Origin of the sequence: Ferdinandcohnia sp. QZ13, assembly GCF_031324165.1 — a bacterium.
GTDB lineage: Bacteria > Bacillota > Bacilli > Bacillales > Bacillaceae_L > Ferdinandcohnia.
The window spans coordinates 2,116,481-2,141,388 of the sequence record NZ_JAVIVW010000001.1 but is presented as its reverse complement, the minus strand read 5'-3'; the positions used below and the strand labels follow the sequence as shown (position 1 = coordinate 2,141,388).

Annotated in this window: 22 protein-coding genes; 18 read left to right on the top strand and 4 right to left on the bottom strand. The window is 37.8% G+C overall.

Annotated features, from left to right (window positions below; all coding sequences use genetic code 11):
* Positions 1 to 36: 36 nt before the first annotated feature.
* Complete coding sequence (locus RGU12_RS10400) at positions 37 to 1,020, bottom strand: polysaccharide deacetylase family protein (protein WP_309536020.1); 984 nt, start codon at positions 1,018 to 1,020, stop codon at positions 37 to 39.
* Between the two features lie 258 nt (positions 1,021 to 1,278).
* On the opposite strand from RGU12_RS10400, the gene RGU12_RS10395 reads away from it, so the two are divergent.
* From RGU12_RS10395 to RGU12_RS10385, 3 genes are all read left to right on the top strand, one after another.
* The gene (locus RGU12_RS10395; protein WP_309536019.1) at positions 1,279 to 2,136 is read left to right on the top strand and encodes a carbon-nitrogen hydrolase family protein; all 858 of its coding nucleotides are present in this window, start codon (positions 1,279 to 1,281) and stop codon (positions 2,134 to 2,136) included.
* Positions 2,137 to 2,156: 20 nt separating this feature from the next.
* Complete coding sequence (locus RGU12_RS10390) at positions 2,157 to 2,828, top strand: GNAT family N-acetyltransferase (RefSeq protein ID WP_309536018.1); 672 nt, start codon at positions 2,157 to 2,159, stop codon at positions 2,826 to 2,828.
* A gap of 117 nt (positions 2,829 to 2,945) precedes the next feature.
* Positions 2,946 to 3,848, top strand: coding sequence for a cytochrome c oxidase assembly protein (locus RGU12_RS10385; RefSeq protein WP_309536017.1), 903 nt, complete (start codon positions 2,946 to 2,948; stop codon positions 3,846 to 3,848).
* Positions 3,849 to 3,866: 18 nt separating this feature from the next.
* Here the strand turns inward: RGU12_RS10385 and RGU12_RS10380 are convergent, their stop codons facing one another.
* A complete protein-coding gene (locus RGU12_RS10380) occupies positions 3,867 to 4,913 on the bottom strand; it encodes an ATP synthase beta subunit C-terminal domain-containing protein (RefSeq protein ID WP_309536016.1) in 1,047 nt (348 codons plus the stop codon).
* Positions 4,914 to 5,584: 671 nt separating this feature from the next.
* Between RGU12_RS10380 and RGU12_RS10375 the strand changes: the two genes are divergently transcribed.
* From RGU12_RS10375 to RGU12_RS10335, 9 genes are all read left to right on the top strand, one after another.
* Positions 5,585 to 6,172, top strand: coding sequence for a DNA-3-methyladenine glycosylase (locus tag RGU12_RS10375; RefSeq protein ID WP_309536015.1), 588 nt, complete (start codon positions 5,585 to 5,587; stop codon positions 6,170 to 6,172).
* Between the two features lie 144 nt (positions 6,173 to 6,316).
* Positions 6,317 to 6,664 carry a lmo0954 family membrane protein gene (locus RGU12_RS10370; RefSeq protein WP_116353591.1) on the top strand — a complete coding sequence of 116 codons (348 nt, stop codon included), beginning with the start codon at positions 6,317 to 6,319 and terminating at the stop codon, positions 6,662 to 6,664.
* 42 nt (positions 6,665 to 6,706) lie between these two features.
* Positions 6,707 to 7,354 (top strand): PspA/IM30 family protein, encoded by a 648-nt coding sequence (locus RGU12_RS10365; RefSeq protein ID WP_309536014.1) that lies wholly within the window; start codon positions 6,707 to 6,709, stop codon positions 7,352 to 7,354.
* 99 nt (positions 7,355 to 7,453) lie between these two features.
* The gene (liaF, locus tag RGU12_RS10360; RefSeq protein WP_309536013.1) at positions 7,454 to 8,188 is read left to right on the top strand and encodes a cell wall-active antibiotics response protein LiaF; all 735 of its coding nucleotides are present in this window, start codon (positions 7,454 to 7,456) and stop codon (positions 8,186 to 8,188) included.
* On the top strand, positions 8,185 to 9,225 hold the full coding sequence (locus tag RGU12_RS10355) for a sensor histidine kinase (RefSeq protein ID WP_309536012.1): 1,041 nt from the start codon (positions 8,185 to 8,187) through the stop codon (positions 9,223 to 9,225). The genes liaF and RGU12_RS10355 overlap by 4 nt, the downstream gene beginning before the upstream one ends.
* Complete coding sequence (locus RGU12_RS10350) at positions 9,218 to 9,850, top strand: response regulator (RefSeq protein ID WP_309536011.1); 633 nt, start codon at positions 9,218 to 9,220, stop codon at positions 9,848 to 9,850. Before RGU12_RS10355 ends, RGU12_RS10350 begins: the two co-directional genes overlap by 8 nt.
* Before the next feature lie 315 nt (positions 9,851 to 10,165).
* Positions 10,166 to 11,311 (top strand): HD-GYP domain-containing protein, encoded by a 1,146-nt coding sequence (locus RGU12_RS10345; protein WP_309536010.1) that lies wholly within the window; start codon positions 10,166 to 10,168, stop codon positions 11,309 to 11,311.
* Positions 11,312 to 11,489: 178 nt separating this feature from the next.
* Positions 11,490 to 12,692 (top strand): hypothetical protein, encoded by a 1,203-nt coding sequence (locus RGU12_RS10340; RefSeq protein ID WP_309536009.1) that lies wholly within the window; start codon positions 11,490 to 11,492, stop codon positions 12,690 to 12,692.
* Positions 12,693 to 12,728: 36 nt separating this feature from the next.
* On the top strand, positions 12,729 to 13,961 hold the full coding sequence (locus RGU12_RS10335; RefSeq protein ID WP_309536008.1) for an ATP-binding protein: 1,233 nt from the start codon (positions 12,729 to 12,731) through the stop codon (positions 13,959 to 13,961).
* A gap of 77 nt (positions 13,962 to 14,038) precedes the next feature.
* Here the strand turns inward: RGU12_RS10335 and RGU12_RS10330 are convergent, their stop codons facing one another.
* On the bottom strand, positions 14,039 to 14,263 hold the full coding sequence (locus tag RGU12_RS10330) for a hypothetical protein (protein WP_309536007.1): 225 nt from the start codon (positions 14,261 to 14,263) through the stop codon (positions 14,039 to 14,041).
* Between the two features lie 250 nt (positions 14,264 to 14,513).
* Between RGU12_RS10330 and pabB the strand changes: the two genes are divergently transcribed.
* Together pabB and helD are read left to right on the top strand one after the other, a co-directional pair.
* On the top strand, positions 14,514 to 16,256 hold the full coding sequence (gene pabB, locus RGU12_RS10325) for an aminodeoxychorismate synthase component I (RefSeq protein ID WP_309536006.1): 1,743 nt from the start codon (positions 14,514 to 14,516) through the stop codon (positions 16,254 to 16,256).
* An 83-nt stretch (positions 16,257 to 16,339) separates the two neighbouring features.
* On the top strand, positions 16,340 to 18,640 hold the full coding sequence (helD, locus tag RGU12_RS10320) for an RNA polymerase recycling motor HelD (protein WP_309536005.1): 2,301 nt from the start codon (positions 16,340 to 16,342) through the stop codon (positions 18,638 to 18,640).
* Between the two features lie 23 nt (positions 18,641 to 18,663).
* Here helD and RGU12_RS10315 read toward each other — a convergent pair whose 3' ends face one another.
* Positions 18,664 to 20,220 (bottom strand): ABC-F family ATP-binding cassette domain-containing protein, encoded by a 1,557-nt coding sequence (locus tag RGU12_RS10315; protein WP_309536004.1) that lies wholly within the window; start codon positions 20,218 to 20,220, stop codon positions 18,664 to 18,666.
* 249 nt (positions 20,221 to 20,469) lie between these two features.
* On the opposite strand from RGU12_RS10315, the gene RGU12_RS10310 reads away from it, so the two are divergent.
* The 4 genes from RGU12_RS10310 to RGU12_RS10295 all read left to right on the top strand — a co-directional run bounded on the left by RGU12_RS10310 (position 20,470) and on the right by RGU12_RS10295 (position 24,842).
* Positions 20,470 to 21,798, top strand: coding sequence for a polysaccharide biosynthesis protein (locus RGU12_RS10310; RefSeq protein WP_309536003.1), 1,329 nt, complete (start codon positions 20,470 to 20,472; stop codon positions 21,796 to 21,798).
* A 227-nt stretch (positions 21,799 to 22,025) separates the two neighbouring features.
* Entirely contained in the window at positions 22,026 to 22,715 is a 690-nt protein-coding gene (locus RGU12_RS10305; RefSeq protein WP_309536002.1) for a Na-translocating system protein MpsC family protein, read from the top strand.
* 140 nt (positions 22,716 to 22,855) lie between these two features.
* The gene (locus tag RGU12_RS10300; protein WP_309536001.1) at positions 22,856 to 23,536 is read left to right on the top strand and encodes a Na-translocating system protein MpsC family protein; all 681 of its coding nucleotides are present in this window, start codon (positions 22,856 to 22,858) and stop codon (positions 23,534 to 23,536) included.
* A 211-nt stretch (positions 23,537 to 23,747) separates the two neighbouring features.
* Positions 23,748 to 24,842 (top strand): ATP-binding protein, encoded by a 1,095-nt coding sequence (locus tag RGU12_RS10295; RefSeq protein ID WP_309536000.1) that lies wholly within the window; start codon positions 23,748 to 23,750, stop codon positions 24,840 to 24,842.
* Positions 24,843 to 24,908 lie beyond the last annotated feature (66 nt).

Here is a 24,908-nt window from a genome sequence, read left to right as displayed (position 1 = left end):
TTTTCTGGTGACAGTGTACCTGTCCCTCTGACCCACTCAAAACAATTGAATGGGGTGCATGGAGGAGTCTAGTGCTTTAAACTCGTAGCCTTGTGCTTTTAAATAGTCTAGTAGTTTTGGTAAATGCGCAAGTGTTTCAGGTCGTTCGTGCAATAATATCACGATTGGCTGATTTGCTCGATTCAGTTTATTTAACTGTTCAATCACGCTATCCACATACCGGCTATCTCGAAATTGCCAATCACGGCTATCAATATTCCAATCCCACATCTTATAACCTGCTGTCTCAACAGCAGCTTTATAACCGTCCGTCATGTAAGGGGAACTTCCAAAAGGAGTCCGAATGAGATCTGTTTCAATCCCAGTGAGTTCTAAAATCGTCTGTTGCGTTTGATCCATTTCCCCAACAACAGATTTAGATGATTGATAGAATTTATTTTTATCATGGGTTACGCCATGGAGGCCAACACTGTGCCCCTTATTAACCATCTCTTTGACAGCATCCGGATAATGTTTAATATTGTTGTCTAGCATAAAAAAAGTTGCCTTCGCATCATATTGATCAAGTAAAGCAAGGATATCCTTTGAAACCTTATGAGGACCATCGTCAAATGTAAGATAAACCGCCCTAGATGGTGGGGCTGGTGTTTCCTTTGGTGCTTCCTGTTCTTCATCGACTTCCTGTTCATCTTCTACTTCGGGAGTTGTTGGATTCACTGTAACTGGAGCTGGTTCGACTGTAGGTTCAGTTGTAGGTGCAGGTTCTTCCTCAGTGGGCTTTTCTTCATCACTATTGCTTTTCGGTTTGTCATCTACTTTTAAATCATCATCTATTGGTTCCGTTTTTTCTGGAGCGTCAACAGGTACTTTTGTCTCAATAGCCGGTTCAGATGCATTTGCTTCCAGTAAAAATTTTGATTTTAGTAGAAAAAAAGAATAAAAGAGTAACAACACAATAAAGCCAAACAATGCAATAATTTTAACAATGCTGCCCTTCCCCGTTTTCTTTGTACTCGCCATTAAGCATACCTTCTTTGCTGTGATATTCTTCACTATATATGACGTCTTGTGTTTCAGAAAGGTTTCAATATTATTACAACATTTTTACAATAACAAGGACTATCTTACCATAAGGAATGGTTGTAGGAAAGAAGAAAAACTGGCAAAAAAAGGTTTTTGAGAATTGAAAGCTCATAGGCTAATATAAAACTTGTTCTTAACAGTAAAATAGTTAATAATCCACTTATAAGCATATTTAGTTTGAAGGAGGATCTCGATTTGAAAGTAAGAGTTTCAGCCGTGCAATATCATCTTCACACAATTCGTTCCTTTGACGAATTCGCTGCTCAATGTGAGCATTATATAAAAACAGCAATGGAGTTTGACGCAGAATTTATTTTGTTCCCTGAATTTTTTACAACACAGCTTTTATCGATTGGTAGGGAGGATGGCACAAGCCTAACAATTACAGACCTACCAAACTTTACAGACCAGTATCGATCCCTTTTTACACAGCTTGCCAAACAATATAATGTGCATATCATTGGCGGAACACATGTTATCCGGAAAGGTGCCCACCTCAACAATGTGGCTCATTTATTTTATCCAGATGGCAGGGTTGCGGAGCAGGCGAAGCTGCATATAACACCTACGGAAGTCCACGAATGGAATATGTCACCAGGTGAGGATTTCCAAGTTTTTGATACAGAAAAGGGACGTATTGCAATGCTTACCTGCTACGATATTGAGTTCCCTGAAATTGTTCGAATGGCAAAGGCAAAGGGTGCTGATGTCATCTTCTGTCCGTCTTGTACGGATGACCGTCACGGCTTCCATCGTGTACGTTATACAAGTCATGCTAGAGCAGTTGAAAACCAAGTATATGTTGTGGGAACAGGTACAGTTGGATCTTTGCCAACCGTTGATTTTATGCGTGCCAACTTTGGGCAAGCAGTGGTAATCACACCGAACGATATCCCGTTTCCACCTAAAGGGATTTTAGTCGAGGGTGAAGTGAATAACGACATGATCGTGACTGCTGATCTTGATTTAGACCTTCTATATGAAGTGCGTGAACGAGGCTCTGTTACAACATGGCGCGACCGAAGAACGGACCTTTACACTGATTGGAAATAAAAAGAGGGAGAGTGAATGATATGGACTATAAACGAATAACAAGCATCAACGACCCGTTATTTTTTAAAATGCATGAATTAATGAAGAATGTGTTTCCGAAAGAAGAAGTGCTAGATTTTGAGCTTTGGAAAGAGCCTCTTGAAGACCCAAGCATTCGCGTCTTTGTTGCGGTACATGATAATGAGGTTGTTGGAGCAACTGAATACCGTTATTACCCAGATTGGAATATTGCCATGACTGATTTTACAATCATTGGCCAGCCAGGTTTAAGCATTGGTCGCTTCTTAGCGCAAAAACGCAGCAAGGATTTACAGGAGCTAGCTAAGGTAAATGGAAAGGAACTTTTTGGCATGTTTGCTGAAATCTATGATCCATACAAAGTTGCTCATTATGAGTTTGGAACAGTGAAGCCAATGGACCCATTCGTTCGTCGTGAGGTTCTATCTCACCTTGGTTATAAGCGGATAGATCTTGATTATGTTCACCCATCTTGGAACAATGATGGAGAGGCAGTAAAGGGACTTGATTTGTGCTTCATGCCAAGCGATGAAGACGTCAATGAACTTCCAAGCCAATTAGTGGTGGATTTCTTAACAACGTATTATACCGTTCTTCCAAACAAACCTGCTGAATGGCTTGAAATGGTGAACGGATTAAAGGAAAAAGAATCTGTTACATTATTACCATTATAAAAATAGGTCCGTATTTAAATCTTTCACGGTTTAAATATGGACTTTTTTTGTCTGAAATTTGTCTGAAAACCAACATGTGATATAAATCATATTCCATGGGGTGGGCCAGGAATTACAATGAACATAGAAGAGTCTGTTTGGAATGTGATTGTGACTTCTGAACAAACCAATATCCAAAAAGCTGGTGATATGGTGATTAGTCAAATTTTAGATGGTTTTAGTTTTCACTCCCAATGGAACGGGGGAGTCATCTTTTTTACCCTGATTTTAATTGTCTTATATATGTTCCTATTACCAACTCCAAAGGATCACCCAAAGTTTAAATCGATTGCGTTTGCAGGAAGTATGTTATTGATTCTTTTTTCTGTCGGGAGTCCGTTGAATCTATTAGGACGCATGCTGTTTCGTGCCCACATCATCCAGATTGTCGTCGTCCTTCTTATTGCGGCACCGTTACTCGTGATTGGAATAAAAACAAACCTACTTGAAAAAATGTTAAAAAACAATGGTGTGAAAAAAGTATATCGTTTTCTCACTCATCCAGTGTTCGTGATTATTTTATTTCATGGTTTGTTTATTTTATACCATGTTCCGGTAGTGTTTGACTGGATTCGAACAGGGTATTTTACAAACTATTTCTTTTTGGTGGGGTTAATTTTGGCGGCGGCGCTCTTGTGGTGGCCAATCGTCGGTCCAATTAAACAAGAAGATAAGATGACCTTCAAACAAAAGCTTATATATATAGTGGTCAATATTGTGTTGTTTGTACCAGTGACACTCTTTTTATGGCTATCAAATACCGAGTTATACTCAGTCTACAGCGACACAAGTCAAATGCTTGCAGCATTAGCTTTATGCATGCCTTTCGGTGAAGAGATTCCACCAGATTTATTAGAAACATTGCTCCCATATCCACCGATAAGTGAACAAAAGAACGGAGCGATTATTCTATTTATCTCACAAGCATTAATCTTCGGCTTGAGTGTAATATGGTTGTATATGAAAAAAGGCAGGAAGTGAATTCCTGCCTTTAGCTATTTAGTGTAGTTTCCCGATATAGGCCAAGTCTGAAACCTCGTTTGAGTCGGTGGAGCCATCAAGGACTTTTCGAATGTCCTGGAGGGCATCCTGCAAACTAATTGTTTCCCCTTTTTTACCGGTAAAAGCTTCGGCTACATAAAAAGGCTGGGTCAAATACGCCTCAAGGCGCTCACCGCGCTTGTAAGTTTGAACCTCTGTTTCCGGAAGTTTCTCAAGTCCGTGCACGGTCACAAGTGATCGTAGTTCTCGGTATCTACGAAGTAGCTTTTTGGCACGCTGTTGGATCGTGAAATGAGTTTGGTCTAGGTGCGCCCCTTCAAGAACGGAAGAAGTAGAGTATACTGGGTTAACGGCAGGAAATTGATGTCTAGCAGTGAGGTCAGCGTCAAATTGCCATAATGTTTCAAGCGGTCCAAATGGCACGTCTTCATCGACAACGTCCCCTTTTAAATCAACTAGGATGGTCGTGACAGAATCAACTCCGATTGAATGCAATTTTTCTTGTAGGGTTTGAATTTCTCCAGTGATGACATGGGAGCGATCTGCTGCAAAAGCAACTTCTTTTGTCTTACCTAGCTTTGCAATTTCTTCATATGCTTCTTTAATGGTTCTAACCTGAATTTGAACTTCATCTAGAATATCGTTTACTTCTGGATGATCTCCTTCCGGTAAAAGTAAAACGGTTGCAAAGTCATTGTTGCGTAAACGATGAAATAACTCTGCGAGTACTACAAGCTGACCCATTCCAGGACGAGCAACGAGACCGACCGTCCCACCTTTTGCTAATGGAGCAAAGACATCAAGCGTTTTAATCCCAGTTTCAATCATTTCAATTTTCTCCCCTCGAATTAATAATTCATCCAAACTACATTCAGCTAAATCAGCAAGTGTCACTAACGTGCGCACTTCTGCACGACCAACGGGAATCTTTCCAGTACACAGATTTGAGACAGTGGCCGGTCGTAATCCCACCGAGCGAGCTGCAGTTGTTAAATTCGGTACTCTTCTGCGAAGCAACGATACATTAAGTCGAATATCTTCCAAAATTTTCACCTCTTGTTACTTTTTAGAGTAAACTAAATTTCGTTGGAGTGCAATGGGCAATTTCGTTATAGAGTAATTTTTTTTACTCTACCTTGTTTCGTGGTTGCTAACGCTGATAGAAACGAATTATCGTCGATAGAATGAAAATAACGCCGATAGAAACCAATTATCGTCGATAGAATGAAAATAACGCCGATAGAATCAAATTTATCGCCAATAGCCACATCGGAAACCCCAATGATTGTCCATTTCTTAATTAAACTGAACCGGCCGTGGTACGAAAAAAAGGCGTAATCGTACCCTCAATTGCAAAAAGTGAACCTAGTGATGGTACGATAAAGGAGTAATCGTACCATCACTTTGAAAAGTGAACTCAGTGATGGTATGAAAAAGGCGTAATCGTACCCTCACATGTGAAAAGTGAACCCAGTGATGGTATGAAAAAGGAGTAATCATACCCTTACACGCGAAAAGTAAACTCAGTGACGGTACGAAAAAGGCGTACCTATGCAATCGCCCTCAAAAAAGCAGGTTCAGTGTGGGTGCACAAGATTGTAACCATACCCTAACCGAACAAAACTATCCATCCCAATCGTTCAAACCAACACCCCAAAAGAATACACCCACCACCCAAACCTCATACTAAATACAAAAAGCGAGAAGGAGTTATCATGACCGAAATCTTAGACGAATCATTTTTTCAGCAACCTACATTAGAACTTGCCAAAGCTCTACTTGGCTGCAAGCTAGTAAAACACAGCGACCAAGGCATCACATCGGGCTACATCGTCGAAACGGAAGCTTATAAAGGTCCGGAAGATCGAGCGGCACACTCATATCAAAACAGGCGGACAAAGCGGACAGAGGTGATGTTCGGCAAGCCTGGATATGTCTACACTTACCAAATGCATACCCATTGTCTTGTAAATGTTGTTTGCAACGAAATCGACAAACCTGAAGCCATTTTAATTAGAGCTGTTGAACCAGTTGACGGAATTGACCTGATGTATGAACGACGTGGGCAAATGCCAGCTAAGAACCTAACAAACGGCCCTGGAAAACTAACAAAGGCATTAGGAATTACAATGGAGGATTATGGGCGCCCATTTTTTGAGCCCCCCATATATATAGCAAAGGGCTATTCACCGGAAAACATTTCTACTGGTCCCCGAATTGGAATCGAAAATACAGGAGAGGCAAAGGAGTATCCATGGCGCTTTTGGGTCACGGACAATCTCTATGTATCCCGCAAAAGATAAGGGTTTGCTTACAAGGAGCAGACCCTTTTTGCATCTGAATCTTACTGCCTCTAAGCCTCTGGTCCTAGTGAAAAATATAACTGTGGCTCATTATAGCAAAACAAGAATCAGGATAAGATTGAATCATGAAAGGAGGAAGTAAACATGAAAAAGTTCGGATTGTTTATTCTTGGAGGTATCGCAGCGATTGTGCTTTTATCACATGTTGGCCCGATGATAGGCCTAGCAATTAGCTTAGCGATTCTGTATTTTGCATTTAAAAAGTTTATGAAAACTGACTCAACAGTAGGTAAGGTGATTTGGGCGATTATCGGAGTTCTTGCACTAACAGCGTCCGCTTCAAATGTACCTGCGATTCTAGGGCTAGTGGCTGCATACATCCTATATGTTGTCATTAAAAACTGGAAAAGAGAAAAGCACCAAGTCGTGACTGAATCATCTGACCCATTCACAAACTTTGAAAAACAATGGGCTGAATTAAACAAACATTAATATCTAAAGCAAACCACCAAATGAAAAAGGAGAATGATACAAATGGCAAACTTATTAACTCGTATAAAGGACACAATTTTAGCAGATTTTCACGGCATCTTAGATGAAAAAGAAAAGAAAAATCCGATCGCATTGCTTAATCAGTACTTACGTCAATGTGAGGCAGAGGTTGAAAAGGTACGCAAGCTTGTAGAGCGTCAGCATTCCCTAAAGGATCAATTTGCAAGAGAGCATCGTGAGGCAGCTGCCCTTGCTGAAAAACGTAAATACCAAGCGGGTGTGGCACAGCAAGCCGGAGAAACAGAATTATATGAATTCGCTGTTCAGGAGCAGGTTGCATATGAGGAACGCGCTGCTAAATTACAGGATGCTTTACAAAATGCAGGAGCAGAACTCATTGGTCTTGAGAAAAAATATGAAGAAATGAAACATAAGCTGAAAGATATGCATATTAAACGCATGGAATTAATGGGACGCGAAAACATTGCACGTGCCAACCATCGCATGAATCAAGTGCTTGACACAAATGCATATACAAATAAATCATCAAGAACGTTTGAAGAGATGGAATCTTATCTGGATCGACTTGAAAACCAAGTAAATTCCTCTTATCATCGCAACACAATTGATGCAAGAATCGCTCAGCTCGAAAAACAAGTAAAAAATGAAGAAACACATTCTATTTCATAGTGAAAACATGGTATTCTAAAGAAGACGTAGACAATCTACGTCTTCTTATCCCAATTTACGAATAATTCAATGCATTCAATGGAAGGGAGGCTCCGAACCTTGTTAGATAAAATAAAATCAGACAATCTTAATGCATTTATTCTCTTTGGAATTATTTTATTAATCATTGAAATTACATTTTTTAATGGCGGGGTCATTTTCTCTTTTATCATATCGTTTGGATGTATTTATATTGGTCGTAAAAAATTGCCACGAACCTTTGGGAAAATCCTGTTTTGGTTTGGGTGGATTAGTTTAGCTCTTACCATTGTAGGAATGATGACAGTCAAATTTTTAATACTGGCAGTTCTGATCTATTTTCTCATTCAATTTTTTCAATCAAAGAAAAACCCTCAATATATAAAACCGGAAATAAATGAAGCACAAAAATCATCTGCACAGGAACCAATTTTAAAGCGTCAGCCATTGTTCTGTAACAACATCTTTGGTCAACAAAAAACACCGGAATATGTGTATGAATGGAACGATGTCAACATTCAGTCTGGAATTGGAGATACCATTATCGATTTGAGTTACACCGTCCTACCTAAAGGTGAATCAGTCATATTTATTCGAAATGTGATTGGAAATGTTCAGGTCTTTGTACCATATGAGATTGAAGTGAAGATACATCACTCCGTTCTTTATGGGGCAACCACGATATTCGAAAATCATGATGCAAAAACGCTTAATCAAACACTTCATTATCAGACTGAACAATATGATTATGCCGAACATAAGCTTAAAATAGTAACCACAGTCGGCGTCGGAGATCTTGAGGTGAAACGAGCATGAGTACCGTAAAACGGCAAATTATTGTTGGTATTTGTGTCTCGGTGTTTTTATTTATACTAGCACATGTCATCGTTTTTATGGCATATCCGTTAGCTAACTGGGCTGCACTTTGGCAAACACAACTGATGGATTTACCTTATATCATTCTCGCCATAAGCCTAAGCTTACTAGGTGGACTTGTTTTTGGTATGTTCTCGGGAATGATATGGAGAAAACAACTACTTTCTGTATCTAATGCAATTTATCAGATTGAACAAGGAAGGGCGCTTCCTGATATTCCAGAAAACCAAACCGCTGAATTCACGACGATTTGGGAACGAATAAAAAAAGTTCAAACCCATATTGCAGAACAAACAAAATTATCGCAAAAACTTGCAAATGAAAAAGCGGAGGACCAGGAAAAGCGCATTCAAAAAATCGTCTCCGAGGAGCGCAATCGACTAGCACGTGAACTCCATGATTCCGTAAGTCAACAGCTTTTTGCAGCATCGATGATGATGTCCGCAATTAATGAGTCAAGGACAGGTACGAATGAACGTGAGACCAAACAGTTTAAGCTCGTTGAGGAAATGATTCATCAATCTCAACTAGAAATGCGTGCGCTATTGCTTCATTTACGACCCGTCGCATTAAAAGGAAAGACGCTACAGGAAGGAATCGAGGAGCTATTAGTCGAACTCGTGCAAAAAGTACCAGTCACCATCGAAACGAAAATTGAGGACTTTCAAATTGATAAAGGGGTCGAGGACCACTTATTCCGCATCCTACAAGAGTCAGTTTCAAACACCCTCCGACATTCGAAAGCAAATCAGTTAGAAGTCCTGTTAATTAAAAGGGATGATTTTGTGATTTTACGTATTGTGGATGACGGAATTGGATTTGATGTCGAACAAGCGAAGACAGGCTCCTATGGGCTACAGAATATGTATGAACGCGCAGTTGAAATTGGCGGTACGATGCGGATTGTTAGTCTTAAAGAAAAAGGAACTCGGATAGAAGTGAAAGTACCAATGCTAGAGGGTGAAGAAAATGATTAAAGTACTATTTGTCGATGATCATGAAATGGTAAGGATTGGGGTTTCATCCTACTTATCAGCACAGCCAGATATTGAAGTTGTTGGAGAAGCAGACGATGGGAAAATAGCGGTTGAGCTTGCATTAGAGCTTCGACCTGATATTATTCTAATGGATCTCGTGATGAAGGAAATGGACGGAATTGAAGCAACTAGAAGAATTATCGAGAGTTGGCCTGAGGCTAAAATCATTATCGTTACAAGTTTTATTGATGATGAAAAAGTATACCCAGCGCTTGAGGCAGGCGCAACAAGCTATATGCTGAAAACCTCAAAGGCAAGTGAAATTGCCGAAGCGGTTCGAAAAACATACCATGGACAATCGGTTCTAGAACCAGAGGTTACAGGCAAAATGATGGTTCGGATGAGACAAAAGGATACACACCTTCCGCATGAAGAGCTAACAAACCGTGAAATGGAGATTCTACTTTTAATTGCTGATGGGAAAACAAATCAAGAAATCGCTGATGAACTATTTATTGCACTAAAAACAGTAAAAGTACACGTAAGCAACATCTTAAGTAAGCTTGAAGTCCAAGATCGGACACAGGCAGTTATATATGCTTTTAAACATTCTCTTGTAAAATAAGACAAAATTATATAAATTTCGACAAAAAAGCACAGATTACTACCTGTGTTTTTTATTTTTTGGTAATATATATAAATGAGATATAAGTCGTTTTACCTCTTTTGGGTAAAAAGACCTATTTTGTGATTACCAAATTTTATACGATAAAGGAAGATTTTTATACCTATACTACTATTTAGTTTATAGGACAGATGGTATATAATTGAAAAGTCGATAATTGACGAATTTCGTCTGTGACTTTAGTACCTTTTTTGTAATTTAAAAAGGATTTTTGCATATATATATAGAAATATAAGGGAAAATGGAGAAAAAGAGATGCAGAAGATGAATAAAAAATCGGTATTTTTATATGAAGAAAAAAGGACCGTAACCTGGTTTAGTACATTATTTTTTATAATACTAATTGGCTATGATATCTTTTTTTACTATATATATCCAAGTTATGTACCAGGAATGCCTTCTGGATTCCCGAGCTTGTTTAGCTATGTAATGTATATTTTTCTTTTATTATTGTTACCTATATTATTTATCAACAATAGAAAAAACAAGCAATACTTAACAAAGTATTATTTCTTCTTTACTTATACGACTCTAAGTTTCATTGGCGAACTTATCGCTTACTGGGATAAGCCAGAATTGTTCTCAAGTGGTAATGCAGTAGAAGTTTTCTTAGTTTTATTTTCTCCAATTTTTGTAAACAAAAGATTTTACTGGACAGTTGTAATAGGATTGATTTTTAAATACTTACTATTAGGCGGAATACTTGCAAATACACTAGTCGCATTTCCAATTGTACTAACAACTGTACTTGCAATAATAGCGTATATTATCTTAAATAGATTTCAGAGTTATATTACTGCTTTAAGCACCTCATATGATCAACAAATGGAAGGGATTGTTAAAGGTGTAATTGCAGCCCTTGAACTAAAAGACCCTTATACAAGAGGTCATAGTGAACGCGTAGCAAAATATGCGATGGTACTGGCTAAGGAGCTGGGAGTTTTCGCAAATGATGAACTAAAATCATTTAACTATGCTTGCCTGTTACATGATATTGGAAAGGTGAATATTCCTGATTCAATTTTAATGAAACCTGCAAAGTTAACAAATGAAGAATATGAGGTAATTAAAACACATCCAGTTGTAGGAGAAGAGGCAGTTAAGAATGTGGAAGGCCTAGGTTCAAGTTTAAGTATTATTAGATCACATCATGAAAGATGGGATGGTAAAGGCTATCCTGATCAACTTAAATGTGAGGATATTCCATTAAATGCTCGAGTGGTAGCAATAGCAGATGCCTTTGATGCAATGACTTCATCACGTTCCTATCGAGGAGCCTTACCAGTTGAAGAAGCTTATAATCGTATTGTTCAAGGTCAAGGAACTCAATTTGATCCAAACCTTGTGGAATTATTTAAAAAAGTATATCCACAATGGATTGATATTCAAAAAGAATCATAGAAATAGTTCAAATTTAGGAGGTGAATACAATGAAAATCAAAAAGTTAAATAAACTTAAAGCTACATGCTGGTGGTGTGGATTTGTACCTGGTGGTCCAAAATATTAATATAAAAACTTAGGATGCTTGTAAATCAACTAAAGCATCCTTTTATTATGCGTAAAGGGTAGGTGTGAAGATTGCAATTAACTACAGAATCTATTTTAAGTTTACATGAGTTAGAGATTCAAAAAGATAAAAAACATTACATTATTAAAGATTTAGTAACTCACGAATTTTATGAAATGCCAGTAGTCTGTGTTGATGCAATTGAGTTGATTAACAACGGATTTTCGCTTGGTGACATAGAACACCTACTTAAAGAAAAATATCCAAATGAAGAAGTCGATTTACTAGACTTTGGACAACAATTACTAGATTTAGATTTAGTAGATATGGTAGATGGAACAAAAGTAAGTGTAGAAAAGGCACGTATTCATGAAGATTTAGGCCTTACATGGATTTCGCCCAAAATAGGGAAGATTTTCTTTAATCGGTTTACTCGCTTTTTCTATCCATTACTTTTATTAGTAAATATCATGCTTTTTATTAGTCATACCGATCTTTTTCCGAGATACCAGGATTTATTTGTTTTTGATACGATGATGTTTAATATTCTTTTGTATGCAGGAATTTCAATGGTTTTAATCTTTATTCACGAAAGTGGGCATATTTTGGCGATTCGCTCGTTCAACCTTCCAACCCAATTACAAATTGGAAATCGATTGTTCTTTGTCGTATTGGAAACAGATCTTACTCAAGCATGGAGTCTTTCTTCGAAGGATCGAAATCTCTTATTTTTAGCAGGTATCTATTTTGATAGTGCTCTTCTTTTTATTGTATTGATATTAAAAATGGCCAATCCACTCTCTTCTGGAATGATGGATGGGATTATAGGACTAATTACGTTTGATATTGTTATACGAATTATATATCAATGCTGTATTTATATGAAAACAGACCTTTATTATGTTTTTGAAAATAGCACTGGAAATTATAATTTGATGGAAAGTGGAATTGAATTTATAAAAGGCCTTTTTGCAAAAAAACAAATAGAACAAAAAAATAAGGTGACCATTTTCTATTCATTTCTCTTTTTGGTAGGGATTTTATTGACCTTCACTATGTTTGGATTTTACTATATACCTCAATTAGTTTATATGATGTCGAGTGTACTACCTGGGTTTTCTGAATCGGTGTCAACACTCCAATTCTGGGATGCTGCCGTTTTTTGTGCACAGTTTTTGATCCTAATATTATTACTTTTCTATTCATTGTCGAAAAAATACGGAAATAGGAAAAAATATAGGACTATATACTCAGGTGAGGAAAATAATATATAATAAAACATATAATGAATCTGCTAAGTGAGGATTGATATGTCTTACCTAAATCATAGCTCTCTTCTTTTACATGAAGAGAAGAAATCTTTACGTCTATATTTACTATTGTTCTATATTGTTTTGTTTATTTATGATTTTATCTATTATTATTTATTTCCAACTTTTGTCCATGTGAAAACGGGGCTTCCTACTAAAATGGGTTTTTGGATTTATTTCATTATGATTATCCTTATTCCTATTTCGTATTATATACGGAGAATAGATAAACTTTATCTCATAAAATACATGTACGTCATGACATATTATGTGGTAACTACTTTTGATGATGTTATTACCTTCATGGGAACTTCACCGGAATCTTATAAAAATGGCAATGTAGCAGAAATTACCCTTTTATTATTCGCGCCAATCTTTATAAATAACAAGTTCTTTTTGACAGTTACAATTGCAATTATTTTGAAATATAGTTTGATTGGCCTATTATTAGGAAATGGTATGGTAATGGCTCCGATTGTACTCGTTTTTGTGTTTGCCCTTATAACCTACATCCTCCTAGCCCGGTTTAACTCATACACGAAGGCATTAACGGAAACACACGAGGAACTGCGAGATAAGGAGAAGCTTGCTTTTGTCGGGCAGATGGCAACGACGATCGGACATGAGATTCGGAATCCCTTAGCCTCGTTAAAAGGGTTCACACAGCTTCAACGGGAAAAGCATAAAGAGGATGATCTACAGTATTCGATTATGGAACAAGAAATCGATCGAATTGATTCCATCTTGACTGATTTACTTGTGATTGGGAAGCCGAGACAAATCAATGTGGCACCTTGCAATTTGAAAGAACATCTTGGATATGTCATTTCCATCATTGAGCAATCTGAGCAAGGGAAAAATATTGAGGTTGACTTGAAAATGGATGAGTCTTTTCCACTCGTTGAATGCGATGAGAAACAAATGAAACAGGTCTTCTTAAATCTTATTAAAAACGGGTTTGAGTCCATGCCAGAAGGCGGGACACTTACAATTGAAGGTAGTCAAGTGGACGATAATCAAGTGTCTATTAAGATCTGCGATGATGGCTGTGGAATTCCTAGGGATGTACAAGAAAAGCTATTTCAACCATTTTATACAACAAAAGACTATGGAACAGGGCTAGGCCTAATGGTGTCGAAAAAAATCATTGAAGACCATCATGGAAAAATTGCCATCGATAGTAAAGAAGGAAAAGGAACAACAGTTGAAATACTATTGCCAATTACCCAGTAAGCTAGCTCAACAGAGCTGGCTTATTTTTTTAGGAAAACAAAAAACAGGATCGCATGGTCCTGTTTTTAAAATCCTCTTTATTTCATTCCAGCCTCTGTTTCCTCAATGCCTTTGTTTTCAATCCAAATCTTGATATGTGTTAAAATGGAGAATGCAAAAAAGAAATTCATTGCAAGTACGCTTACCAAAAGGTGGATATCTCCAAAATAAATGCCAGTATACCCTTTTAATTTGATTACAATAAAGCCTTCAAAGAGCAACAAAAAAACACTTAAAAATGCGGCTACCCCTGCACGAATCATGTCATACTCCCCCTTTATTGATTTTTTCTGATCTATATGTATCCACGATTTGTGGATAATTTGTGAACTTACTAAAATTATACACTACTTTTGGATGATACGTAAGATGAAAGCGCTAAAATTAATGATAATTTATCGCTAGGACCTGATTGATTGTCTGTTATGAATTTCAATGCTGTGTCTATTATCTACTAATTAAGTTGTATATAATGTATTTAACTTAAAGAGTAAAAAGGATGAATACAACAAAATGATAGTGAATGAACCTCTTTTATCTTTTGAATTTGTTACATCTAAAGGAAATATACCTCACACCTTTAAGAAACCAATTAAAGTGATAGTAGCTACAACAATTGAAGAAGTGTTTCCCTGTTTAGAGCTTATACAACAAGCTGTTTCTGACGGGTATTTCGCCGCTGGGTATCTATCCTATGAAAGTGCTCCTGCGTTTGATTCTTCCTTTACAGTTAAAAGTGGAAACACCATGCCATTGCTATGGTTTGGAATATTTTCTGAAAGTCATCACCAAACTCTTAGTGGTAGTGAAACTTATACGCTGACTAGGTGGAAACCTAATGTAAGTATGAGTGAATATCAAGAAACGATTGATTCCATTAAACATGCTATTGAATCTGGCGATACGTATCAAACAAACTATACGATTCGATTTACATCAGAGTTTGATGGTGATGATCTCAGCTTTTTTGAAAAATTAAAACACTCCCAAGCCTCCAATTATTGTGCCTACATCAATACAGGGAGCCATAGTATATTGTCAGCTTCGCCAGAACTGTTCTTCCATAAAGAAGGAGAACAAATAATAACTCGACCAATGAAGGGGACCGTAAAAAGAGGCAGGTCATTCGAAGAAGATGAAGCAAATGCAAAATGGCTCTATCATTCTGAAAAAAATCGAGCAGAAAATTTAATGATTGTAGACTTGCTTCGTAATGACCTGAATACTATATCTGAACCCGGTTCGGTGCGTGTACCCAAGCTATTTGAGATTGAACGATACCCAACCGTTCTTCAAATGACTTCAACTATTGAGGCGAAGGTGTCAAAAGATCGTACGCTCTTTGAAATTTTCAGAGGGTTATTTCCATGTGGTTCAATTACAGGTGCTCCTAAAATCAACACGATGAAGTTCATTGCAGAATTTGAGACATCACCGAGAGAAGTCTATTGTGGAGCAATCGGTTTTATTACTCCTGAAAAAGAAGCTGTATTTAATGTCCCTATTAGAACGGTATGGATTGAACATTCAACAGGGAAAGCGACATATGGAGTGGGGGGAGGTATCACTTGGGATTCCACCTCTAAAGGTGAGTATAATGAAATTCTTGCAAAAGCTAAGGTGCTTGAAGAAAATCGCCCAGAGTTTCAAATACTTGAAAGTTTATTGTTGGAAGACGGCCAATATTTCTTGTTAGAAGAGCATATTAGTCGTCTAAAACAAACATCTCACTACTTCGGTTTTCCGTTTGATCGTATAGAGATTAAAGATTTATTAAGTGAATTTGCTCATCAACACACAGAAGGTCTTTACAAAGTAAGACTTCTCTTAGCTAAAACTGGTGACATTACAGTTGAAGGTAGTCCCACGGATCCACTAATGGCTCCTGTAAAAATGATACTTGCGGATCAGCCTATAGATAGGAACAGCCCCTTTCTATACCACAAAACAACAAATAGAACAATTTACGAGGGTTATCAATTTATAAAACCACCAGAGGCATTTGATGTGCTTCTTTGGAATGAAGCTGGAGAAATAACTGAGTTTACAAATGGGAATGTTGTGGTGGAAATAGATGGGCACCTTTGGACCCCACCTGTAACAAGTGGTCTTCTAGCTGGTACCTACCGTGCTAGCCAAATAAAACAGGGAAAAATCCATGAAAAAGTCCTAACTATTAAAGACATTAAAAGAAGTAAAAAAGTATGGTTCATCAATAGCGTAAGAAAGTGGGTAGAGGTTGAATTCATTGAATGATATCCAACATTTGGAAGAGTGTTTAATTTTAGATGTTATTTTGATTATGCATATTCAATAGGGTATAGGATGGAGGTGGTTGGATGACGGAAGAGAAGCACCCAGACTTTGAGGTAGAGGTAGAGCGGTTAGATTTTACGAAAAAGTATATGGATATTGTCATTCAGGCTTCAGAGTCAACCGAGGAAAGCTTTCGCGAAAACTTGAAGGGTGCCCTTGATGGTGTTGACTTCAAAGATAGTAGTTTGAGCTACTTAAACATGTTAACGAATTCAACCTTGCTAAGAAGGACCAACGAAGAGGTACGAAACCTGAAGAGAAACAGGAACAAGCCTTACTTTGCCCGGATTAATTTTAAACGGGAAGAAACGGGAAATGAAGAAATTCTTTACTTTGGAAAAGTTTCACTTTTTGACAAGGAGACCCAGCTTCCGATTATTGTAGACTGGCGCTCACCGGTGGCGAATATTTATTATGATGGTCGCCTTGGGGAAGTCTCGTATGAAGCCGAGGGTGAGGAATATAAGGGATATTTATCCTTAAAGCGTCAGCTCATCATTGAAGAGGGAGAGCTTGCGGAAATTCGGGATGTTGATTTAACAACGACGGATGAACTTCTTCAAAAGTCATTATCTGAAAGTGCAAGCAATCGGCTAACTGACATAGTGTCCACCATTCAAGAAGAGCAAAACAACATTATCCGTGCTGATCTGAACAAGCCAATTATTGTTCAGGGAGCAGCAGGAAGTGGGAAAACAACGATAGCCCTGCACCGAATCTCGTATTTTATTTACACCTATGCGGAGTATTTTTCACCAGACCAACTGATGATTCTTGCACCAAACAGACTTTTTATCGATTATATCTCAGAGGTTCTGCCAGAGCTCGGGGTGGATCATATTCAACAGACAACCTATGCTGACTATGTGAAAAAGTGCCTTGGAAAGCCGATAAAGCTCACAAAGCCAGAAGGCAAACTGCTTGGTTTTATCCATGAAGAATTTAAAAATCCTGACATGATTAAGTGGATTTCGGCATTTAAAGGTTCACTTGAATACCGGGATATGCTTGAACATTATGTGGAGGATATTTTAAGCTCCTTGCTGCCGCAGGAGGATTTCTTTGTCTCAAAGTTTCGCCTGTACAAAGCGAGGGATATTCACCATTTAATGACCTATGAATATCGCTATCTTCCTTATTATAAACGGATTGATAAGGTGAAAAAGGTGCTTCAAAATACGGTTCGTCTCCAAAAAAAGAATATGCTTCATAAGGTTACGAAGTTTTATGATGATAAGCTTGATAACGTCTTGTTTAAAACAAAAATTGATGCGGAAAAACGTCGTCGTTATGTGACGAAAGCTCTTGATAAAAAAGCGGAACTTATCGAAGAGATCGCCAAGCAATCTCGTACAGCGGTGAATACCTATATAAAAAAGCTACCACACCACGATGTCTTCTATTATTTTAATAGGTTTGTTTCGGAGCTTTTTCCTACGTATGCTTCCGGGTTCCTGACCGACGAGCAAATTCAATTTTTTATGGATTATCAAAAACAGCTCCAAAAATCGAAGCAATACGAGCTTGAGGATTTAGCAGGGCTTCTATATTTAAAGGCAAAATTGTACGGAGTGAAGAAGGAACTTAAGGCCCGCAATGTCGTCATTGATGAGGCGCAGGATTATAGCTATTTTCAGTTAGCGGCCTTAAAAACAGCTCTCGAAACGGATATGTTCACGATAGTGGGCGATTTAGCGCAAGGAATCCATTCCTATCGAGGGATTAACAATTGGCAGCCGGTTCTTGATAACATCTTTCCTCGAGCGACCTATAAAACCTTACAAAAAAGCTACCGGACCACCATTGAAATTATGAACACGGCAAATCAGTTGCTAGAGTTGTTGGGACTAGATTTACCAATGGTTGAGCCGGTTGTACGACATGGTGAGAAGCCGTCCTTTCATCAAATAAGCGGTACAGAAAAAGAAACCGTGAATGCACTCACAGAGATAATAAAAAATCTTTACGATGAAAATATGAAAACAGTGGCGATCATCGGAAAGACAAATAATGAGTGTCAGAAGGTAGCAAAAGCCCTTAAAAAATATAGTGACCTGCCAGTTCAGCTTTTAAAAGAAAATGAAGAGATAAAAAGGGAAGAAGTCGTGGTCGTGAGTTCTCATCTGTCGAAGGGGTTAGAATTCGATGCAGTGATCGTCTTTTCAAATGAGGAGAAATTTTATAACAATGAAATTGACATCAAGCTCCTTTACGTATCTATGACTCGACCGTTACACCGATTGCATTTTGTCGGGACTGACCTCACCAGTTTTCTGTTAGATAAAGTGAATGAGGAATTGTATGAAGAAACGCAAACCACCTGATTAGGTGCTTTGCGTTTCTTTCATTAAAATACTTTAGTTGTCCAAGATTCAACATTCCACACATCTGTTACGACATCTTGATAAAATTCTGGCTCATGGCAGATGATGAGGATGCTTCCTTTATATTCCTTCAGCGCACGCTTTAACTCATCCTTCGCGTCGACATCAAGATGGTTTGTCGGCTCGTCAAGAAGGAGGATGTTTGTGTCTTTGTTGATTAGCTTACAAAGACGTACCTTCGCCTTTTCGCCACCACTTAACACTTCAACCTTACTTTCAATATGCTTTGTTGTAAGACCACATTTAGCAAGTGCAGCACGAACCTCATATTGGTTAAAGGATGGGAATTCACTCCAAATTTCTTCAATACATGTATTATAGTTTGCTTGTTTGATTTCTTGTTCGAAATAGCCAATTTCTTGATTTTCTCCAAGCTCAACTGTTCCGGAAAGTGGCTTATTCATACCGAGAATGCTTCGGAGCAGCGTCGTTTTCCCAATACCGTTCGCTCCAACTAATGCAATCTTTTGACCTCTTTCCATGCGAAGGTTAAGCGGCTTTGAAAGTGGTTCATCATACCCGATGACAAGATCCTTCGTTTCGAAAATAAGTTTGCTTGATGTTTTCCCTATTCTAAAGTTAAATTCTGGCTTTGGTTTTTCTTTTGCCAGTTCAATGACTTCCATTTTATCAAGCTTTTTCTGACGAGACATTGCCATGTTTCTAGTGGAAACACGTGCCTTGTTACGGGCAACGAAGTCTTTGAGTTCAGAAATTTCTTGTTGCTGCTTTTTATATGCAGACTCAAGCTGTTGCTTCTTCACTTCGTACACCTTCTGGAAGTTATCATAATCCCCAACATAGCGAGTAAGCTCCTGATTTTCCATGTGGTAAATCAGATTGATGACGCTATTTAAAAATGGAATATCATGTGAAATCAGGATAAACGCATTTTCATATTCTTGCAGATAACGTTTTAACCAAACAATATGCTGTTCATCTAAATAGTTAGTCGGCTCGTCTAGTAATAGAATGTCAGGCTTCTCAAGCAATAGCTTCGCAAGTAGGACCTTGGTACGTTGACCACCACTTAAATCCTGAACATCACGCTCAAGACCGATATCATCAAGACCCAATCCACGGGCAATCTCATCAACCTTTGCATCGATGACGTAAAAGTCATTGTTTGTAAGGGTATCTTGGATTGTTCCAACATCCTCAAGCATCTTTTCGAGCTCCTCAGGAGTGGCATCACCCATTTTTCCGTAAAGCTCATTCATTTCTGCTTCCATATCAAATAAATACTTAAAAGCACTGTTTAACACATCTCGAATCGTCATACCTTTTTGAAGAACAGTATGTTGGTCAAGATATCCAACACGTACATTCTTTGACCATTCAATCTTACCTGCATCAGGCTCAAGCTTCCCGGTGATGATATTCATAAACGTTGATTTACCCTCACCATTTGCCCCAATTAACCCGATATGTTCACCCTTCAAAAGACGAAACGAAACATCATTAAAAATCGCACGATCACCAAAACCATGGCTCACATTAGAAACTGTCAATATACTCATCTATTTAACACCTTTTTCTAGGGACCAGGGGGACGGTACCACTGGTCCCTTGTTTTCAAAAAATTAAAATAAATAGGGACCAATAGAACCGTCCCTGTGGTTCGCATATACCGATTATAAACGAGAAATGAAGGGGTTGGGAAGGGTACTTTAATTAGAAGTAAAGTAAAATTTTTCTTTTCGTCAAATAATCTGAGGACTTGTCTCATATTCATATAGTACTGAAATAAATAAATAAGGGGCTATAGGATGAAGACATTTTTTAAAGGGACATTGTTATTGGTTATTGCAGCATTTATAGGAGAGTGTGTTGAATTTTTAATCAATCTCGTTCTAGCAAAGGAACTTGGTGGGCATGGAATGGGATTATATATGACCATCCTGCCATCCATTTTTTTAGTTGTCATATTGGCAAGTCTTGAGCTGCCCGTTTCGATTTCAAAATTTATTGCCGAGAAAGAGGACAGGTACCACCGTAGCATGTTAAAACATGCGACCGTATTAACAACGGTATTTACAGCCATTATTATGTCCTTGGCATTTATCATTTTACCGATCATACCTTTGTTCAATGATTACCATCCATTCGTCAAATGGTTAGTCATTATCTTTATCCCGATTGTTTCATTTTTATCGATTGCCAGGGGTTATTTTATGGGAATTCAATCGATGGGACACATCGCCTTCGCAAACTTCCTGCGTAAGGCTGTACAATTAATCTTGTTAGTGTTTATTTATCAATTACTTGAATTTGAAATACAAACTTCCATTTTAATCGCTCTATGTACCATTGTCGCAAGTGATTTAATCGTGTTTGGATATTTAGGCCTTGAGTATATGGTTCACTACCGTAGGCTGGGTCATGGACCAACATCAGCTTTAAGTGGAAAAGTAGTACGGCGAAATTTACTAGCTGTTTCTTTGCCGACTACCGGGATGCGAATATTTCATGCTATTTCACATGCAGTTCAGCCATTTCTAATCAAAGCGGCTTTACTAAAAGCAGGTATGTCTATCGATGTGGCTACCGAGCATTTTGGATTAATGACAGGGGTCGCCTTAACAATTGGCTTTTTCCCTGCGTTCATCGCACATTCATTACTCATTGTGTTAATCCCAACGGTGTCTGAAGCTTATGCAAAGCGGGACATGTCGATGTTACAATCCTTGCTCCAGCAGGTGATGAGAATCACCTTTCTATACGGCATTCCAGCTTGTGTCATTTTTTACTATTTCGCGGAGCCGCTCACCCATATTTTCTTTGAATCATCGTCGGCGACTGTTTATCTGCAGATGCTATGGCCTTATTTCTTATTCCATTTCTTCTTAATTCCAATGCAGGCATACTTAATCGGACTAGGATTAGTGAAGGATGCATTCATTCATAATGTTTGGTCAACCGTGGTGTCCTTTGGTATCATGTTCGCTCTAGGTTCTCTCCAAACACTCCAAATGGAAGGGATCATTATCGGAATGAATATGGGTGCTGTGTTACTTGCTCTGATGCATTACGTCACCATTTGTAGAAAGATTGGCGTCTCCGTGATTTCAACAAAATTTTTGGGGACTCCGGCATAATTTAATTTGTTTGTTATTCAAGTAGCTTCGTGATATAATGAGCAAGATTAATGTCTAGCAGTCATTAATCACGTTTTTTTATGAGTAAATTTGACTAGTAAAATTTAATAATACATTTCGTAAAGATTGGTAAATGGTAGAATACGAATAAGTCTAACCATGGCCTAACTTCTATTTGTGTAGAAGTTAGGCCTTTTTTATTGTGTTTTAGGAGGAATATGGTTCGCATGTCAATGAGAAACATTACTAAACAGGAAGAATTAACGCACATTAGCAGCTATGTGAGTAAACTAATAAAATCAAAGTTTGGAAAAGGACCGGAAACTTGTTTTACGTCCATTTCAGATCAATATATTGTCATTCATATTAAAAAGTTTATGACAAAGATTGAACATGAACTTGTAAAGAAAGAAGATTTTGCGACTGCAGGAGAGATTCGAACACGTATCACGGAGGAACTTTTGGACCCAATACAGGAAACGTTGGGAGAAATATGTGATAATCCGATCACGAACCTATACCAAGATTGGAATTTCCAAAAAAACTCTGGGGTATTGCTTGCTGTCGTGAACTCAGAACAGCAGAGAAAAGTGGAAAATTCACTTGAATTTATGCTGCTTCGGAAAGAAATCAGTAAGCAAAGTGAATTTTATCAATATCAACCATACGAACAAAGTTTAACAAAGATTGGTGAAAAGATTTATATCATACGAACTGCTGGCTATATACTGCCAATCGAAAGAATTCTTATCGAAAAAGGTATGCACATCCTTAAGGAAAGAGAAAATAATATCCGAAAAAAGTACCATGCAAATAGACATCGATTTAATAAAATCATCAACAATGAAATTCATGATATTTTTATGATTTGGGATTATGATAAAGATGAAAACTATAAAATCTTTTATTGTAAGTAAGGTTGTTTTCATAATTCCTACCAAAATAGCCAAACTATAGGTGAACATGGAAATGAAAGGGAAACAATGCTACAATAATTAAGGCTGATGAATATGAAGTCATTGGTTATTGTGGTGAATTCTCTAAAGGTGGGAATCACTTGAATTTACAAGAAAAATTGAAATACATAAGCAGTTATACAAGCAAACTTCTCCGAAATAAATTCGGAAGGGGTCCCGAGTCCTGTTTTGCGGCAACAGCCGATCGCTTTTTAGTCTTGAATATACGTGGTTTTGTATCTCCGATGGAGGAGGTTCTTTTACAGGAAAATCAGTTCATTCAAGTTGATCATGCCAGAGATGTTGTGATCAAAAGCATTTTAGCTGAATTAAAGGGCGTATTCCAGGTAACTCTTGAAACAGAGGTAAAAACCTTTTTTCATGATTGGAACTTTCCGAATAATACAGGTGTCATTATCGCAGAGCTGGTTGATTCATTAATGCCAATGGAAAAGAATGAAGAAGTCAATTTTTCACTTCTTGAATCTGAAGTCAGTCGGATCAGTCTTCTTGTTGAAAAGAAGCCAGAGGCTACATTTAGTTTTCAAATTTCTCCGAAAATATTTATCGTGGAGCGTGAGGGCATCCTAGTTCCGATTGAAAAAGCGTTAATCGAGGCAGGCTTTGAAAATCAACTCCATTTTACAAAGGATGAACTTGAAAAAAGCTATTTCCACCGCTATGGAAAATTTGATCAACTATTTCATCGACCAGTTACCGATATATTTATTGACTGGAATTTTAAGAATGATAACAGCATAATTTGTTTTGTTTTAAAATAAAGATGGTAAATGTGAGGATGTTTTTGGACACGCCTTCGTCATGGCCTAACTTCTATTGAAGTTAGGCTTTTTTTATTTTTTTAGGAAAAATAAAGAAAAGGTTGGGAAATAAATGGGAGTTAGAAGATGGAAAGCGTTAAATTTTGCAGTTTTCTTATGTTGTGTAATTTTGATTTTGGGTAAAGTTTTTTACGTAGGGATGTTGAATCGCTTGGAACCTTATCTGTTACTGACTATACTCATTGGTTCACTTTTATCGATTTATGAATCACGAAAAAATCGAGAGTTCCGCTTTTTGGTAGAAAATGCACCCTATGCGATTCTGCTAAAACGCGATGGGAACATCATTTATATCAATGATACAGGTAAATTTTTAATTGGTGCTGATGATGAGAAGTCGGTCATCGGGCATTCATTGTATGATTTTATTCAATACAACCCTGAAAAAACGACGAGAAAAGTTGAAAAAGGACATAAATTTAAGAAGATAACCGAGGGGAAACTGGACCATCCTGTATTGGGCGAAATAGTTGTGGAAATAAAAATGATGCCAATTACTTTTCAGGGAGAAAGCTGTGAATACATAGTCATCCGGGATATAACAGAGGTAAAAAAGAGTGAGGAACTCATTCAACAGACGGATAAGCTTTCAATGGTGGGGGAGATGGCAGCTGGTATCGCCCACGAAATTCGAAATCCACTCACAAGCTTAAAAGGGTTTGCGCAGCTTTTACAGGCTGAAAAAACAAACGCTTACTCCGAGATTATGGTATCTGAAATTGATCGGATTAATACGATTGTTGATGAGATGCTATTGCTCGCAAAGCCGAAAAAGCTGCAATTACAAAAGCAAAAAATCACAAATGTGCTCAACGAGGTTGTGTTTTTATTAGACACCCAGGCGATTCTCCACAATATCCAAATTAAGACCGCCTATCATGATCTCAAAGGCGCGTTCATTCATTGTGAGGAGAATAAGCTGAAACAAGTGTTTATTAACATCTTAAAAAATAGCATTGAAGCGATTGAAAGCGGGGGGCACATCGATATTTCACTGTATTCAAAAGGCGGAAATGCGATGATTCGAATTTCTGACAATGGTCCTGGAATACCGGCGGACAAGCTTTCGAAGATTGGTAAGGCCTTCTTTACCACAAAGGAAAAAGGGACCGGACTTGGCCTCATGATTTGCCAAAACATCATTCATGAACACGGCGGTCAAATGGTGGTCGACAGTGTCGAACACGAAGGAACAACCGTAGAAATATCATTGCCTATTATCGAAGAAGGTCTTCAAATCAGCTGAAGACCTTTTTGCGTTGCTTTGGGAATGTTGGTTGAGGAAGGGCTTGGGTGTAAAGGGGCGAATGTG

Coding starts and splice junctions, on each gene's coding strand:
- RGU12_RS10375 (WP_309536015.1), top strand. CDS start 5,585: ATGACCGAAATCTTAGACGAATCATTTTTTCAGCAACCTACATTAGAA.
- helD (WP_309536005.1), top strand. CDS start 16,340: ATGACGGAAGAGAAGCACCCAGACTTTGAGGTAGAGGTAGAGCGGTTA.
- RGU12_RS10305 (WP_309536002.1), top strand. CDS start 22,026: ATGTCAATGAGAAACATTACTAAACAGGAAGAATTAACGCACATTAGC.
- pabB (WP_309536006.1), top strand. CDS start 14,514: ATGATAGTGAATGAACCTCTTTTATCTTTTGAATTTGTTACATCTAAA.
- RGU12_RS10335 (WP_309536008.1), top strand. CDS start 12,729: ATGTCTTACCTAAATCATAGCTCTCTTCTTTTACATGAAGAGAAGAAA.
- RGU12_RS10330 (WP_309536007.1), bottom strand. CDS start 14,263: ATGATTCGTGCAGGGGTAGCCGCATTTTTAAGTGTTTTTTTGTTGCTC.
- RGU12_RS10310 (WP_309536003.1), top strand. CDS start 20,470: ATGAAGACATTTTTTAAAGGGACATTGTTATTGGTTATTGCAGCATTT.
- RGU12_RS10345 (WP_309536010.1), top strand. CDS start 10,166: ATGCAGAAGATGAATAAAAAATCGGTATTTTTATATGAAGAAAAAAGG.
- RGU12_RS10390 (WP_309536018.1), top strand. CDS start 2,157: ATGGACTATAAACGAATAACAAGCATCAACGACCCGTTATTTTTTAAA.
- RGU12_RS10370 (WP_116353591.1), top strand. CDS start 6,317: ATGAAAAAGTTCGGATTGTTTATTCTTGGAGGTATCGCAGCGATTGTG.
- RGU12_RS10365 (WP_309536014.1), top strand. CDS start 6,707: ATGGCAAACTTATTAACTCGTATAAAGGACACAATTTTAGCAGATTTT.
- RGU12_RS10385 (WP_309536017.1), top strand. CDS start 2,946: ATGAACATAGAAGAGTCTGTTTGGAATGTGATTGTGACTTCTGAACAA.
- RGU12_RS10355 (WP_309536012.1), top strand. CDS start 8,185: ATGAGTACCGTAAAACGGCAAATTATTGTTGGTATTTGTGTCTCGGTG.
- RGU12_RS10315 (WP_309536004.1), bottom strand. CDS start 20,220: ATGAGTATATTGACAGTTTCTAATGTGAGCCATGGTTTTGGTGATCGT.
- RGU12_RS10400 (WP_309536020.1), bottom strand. CDS start 1,020: ATGGCGAGTACAAAGAAAACGGGGAAGGGCAGCATTGTTAAAATTATT.
- RGU12_RS10350 (WP_309536011.1), top strand. CDS start 9,218: ATGATTAAAGTACTATTTGTCGATGATCATGAAATGGTAAGGATTGGG.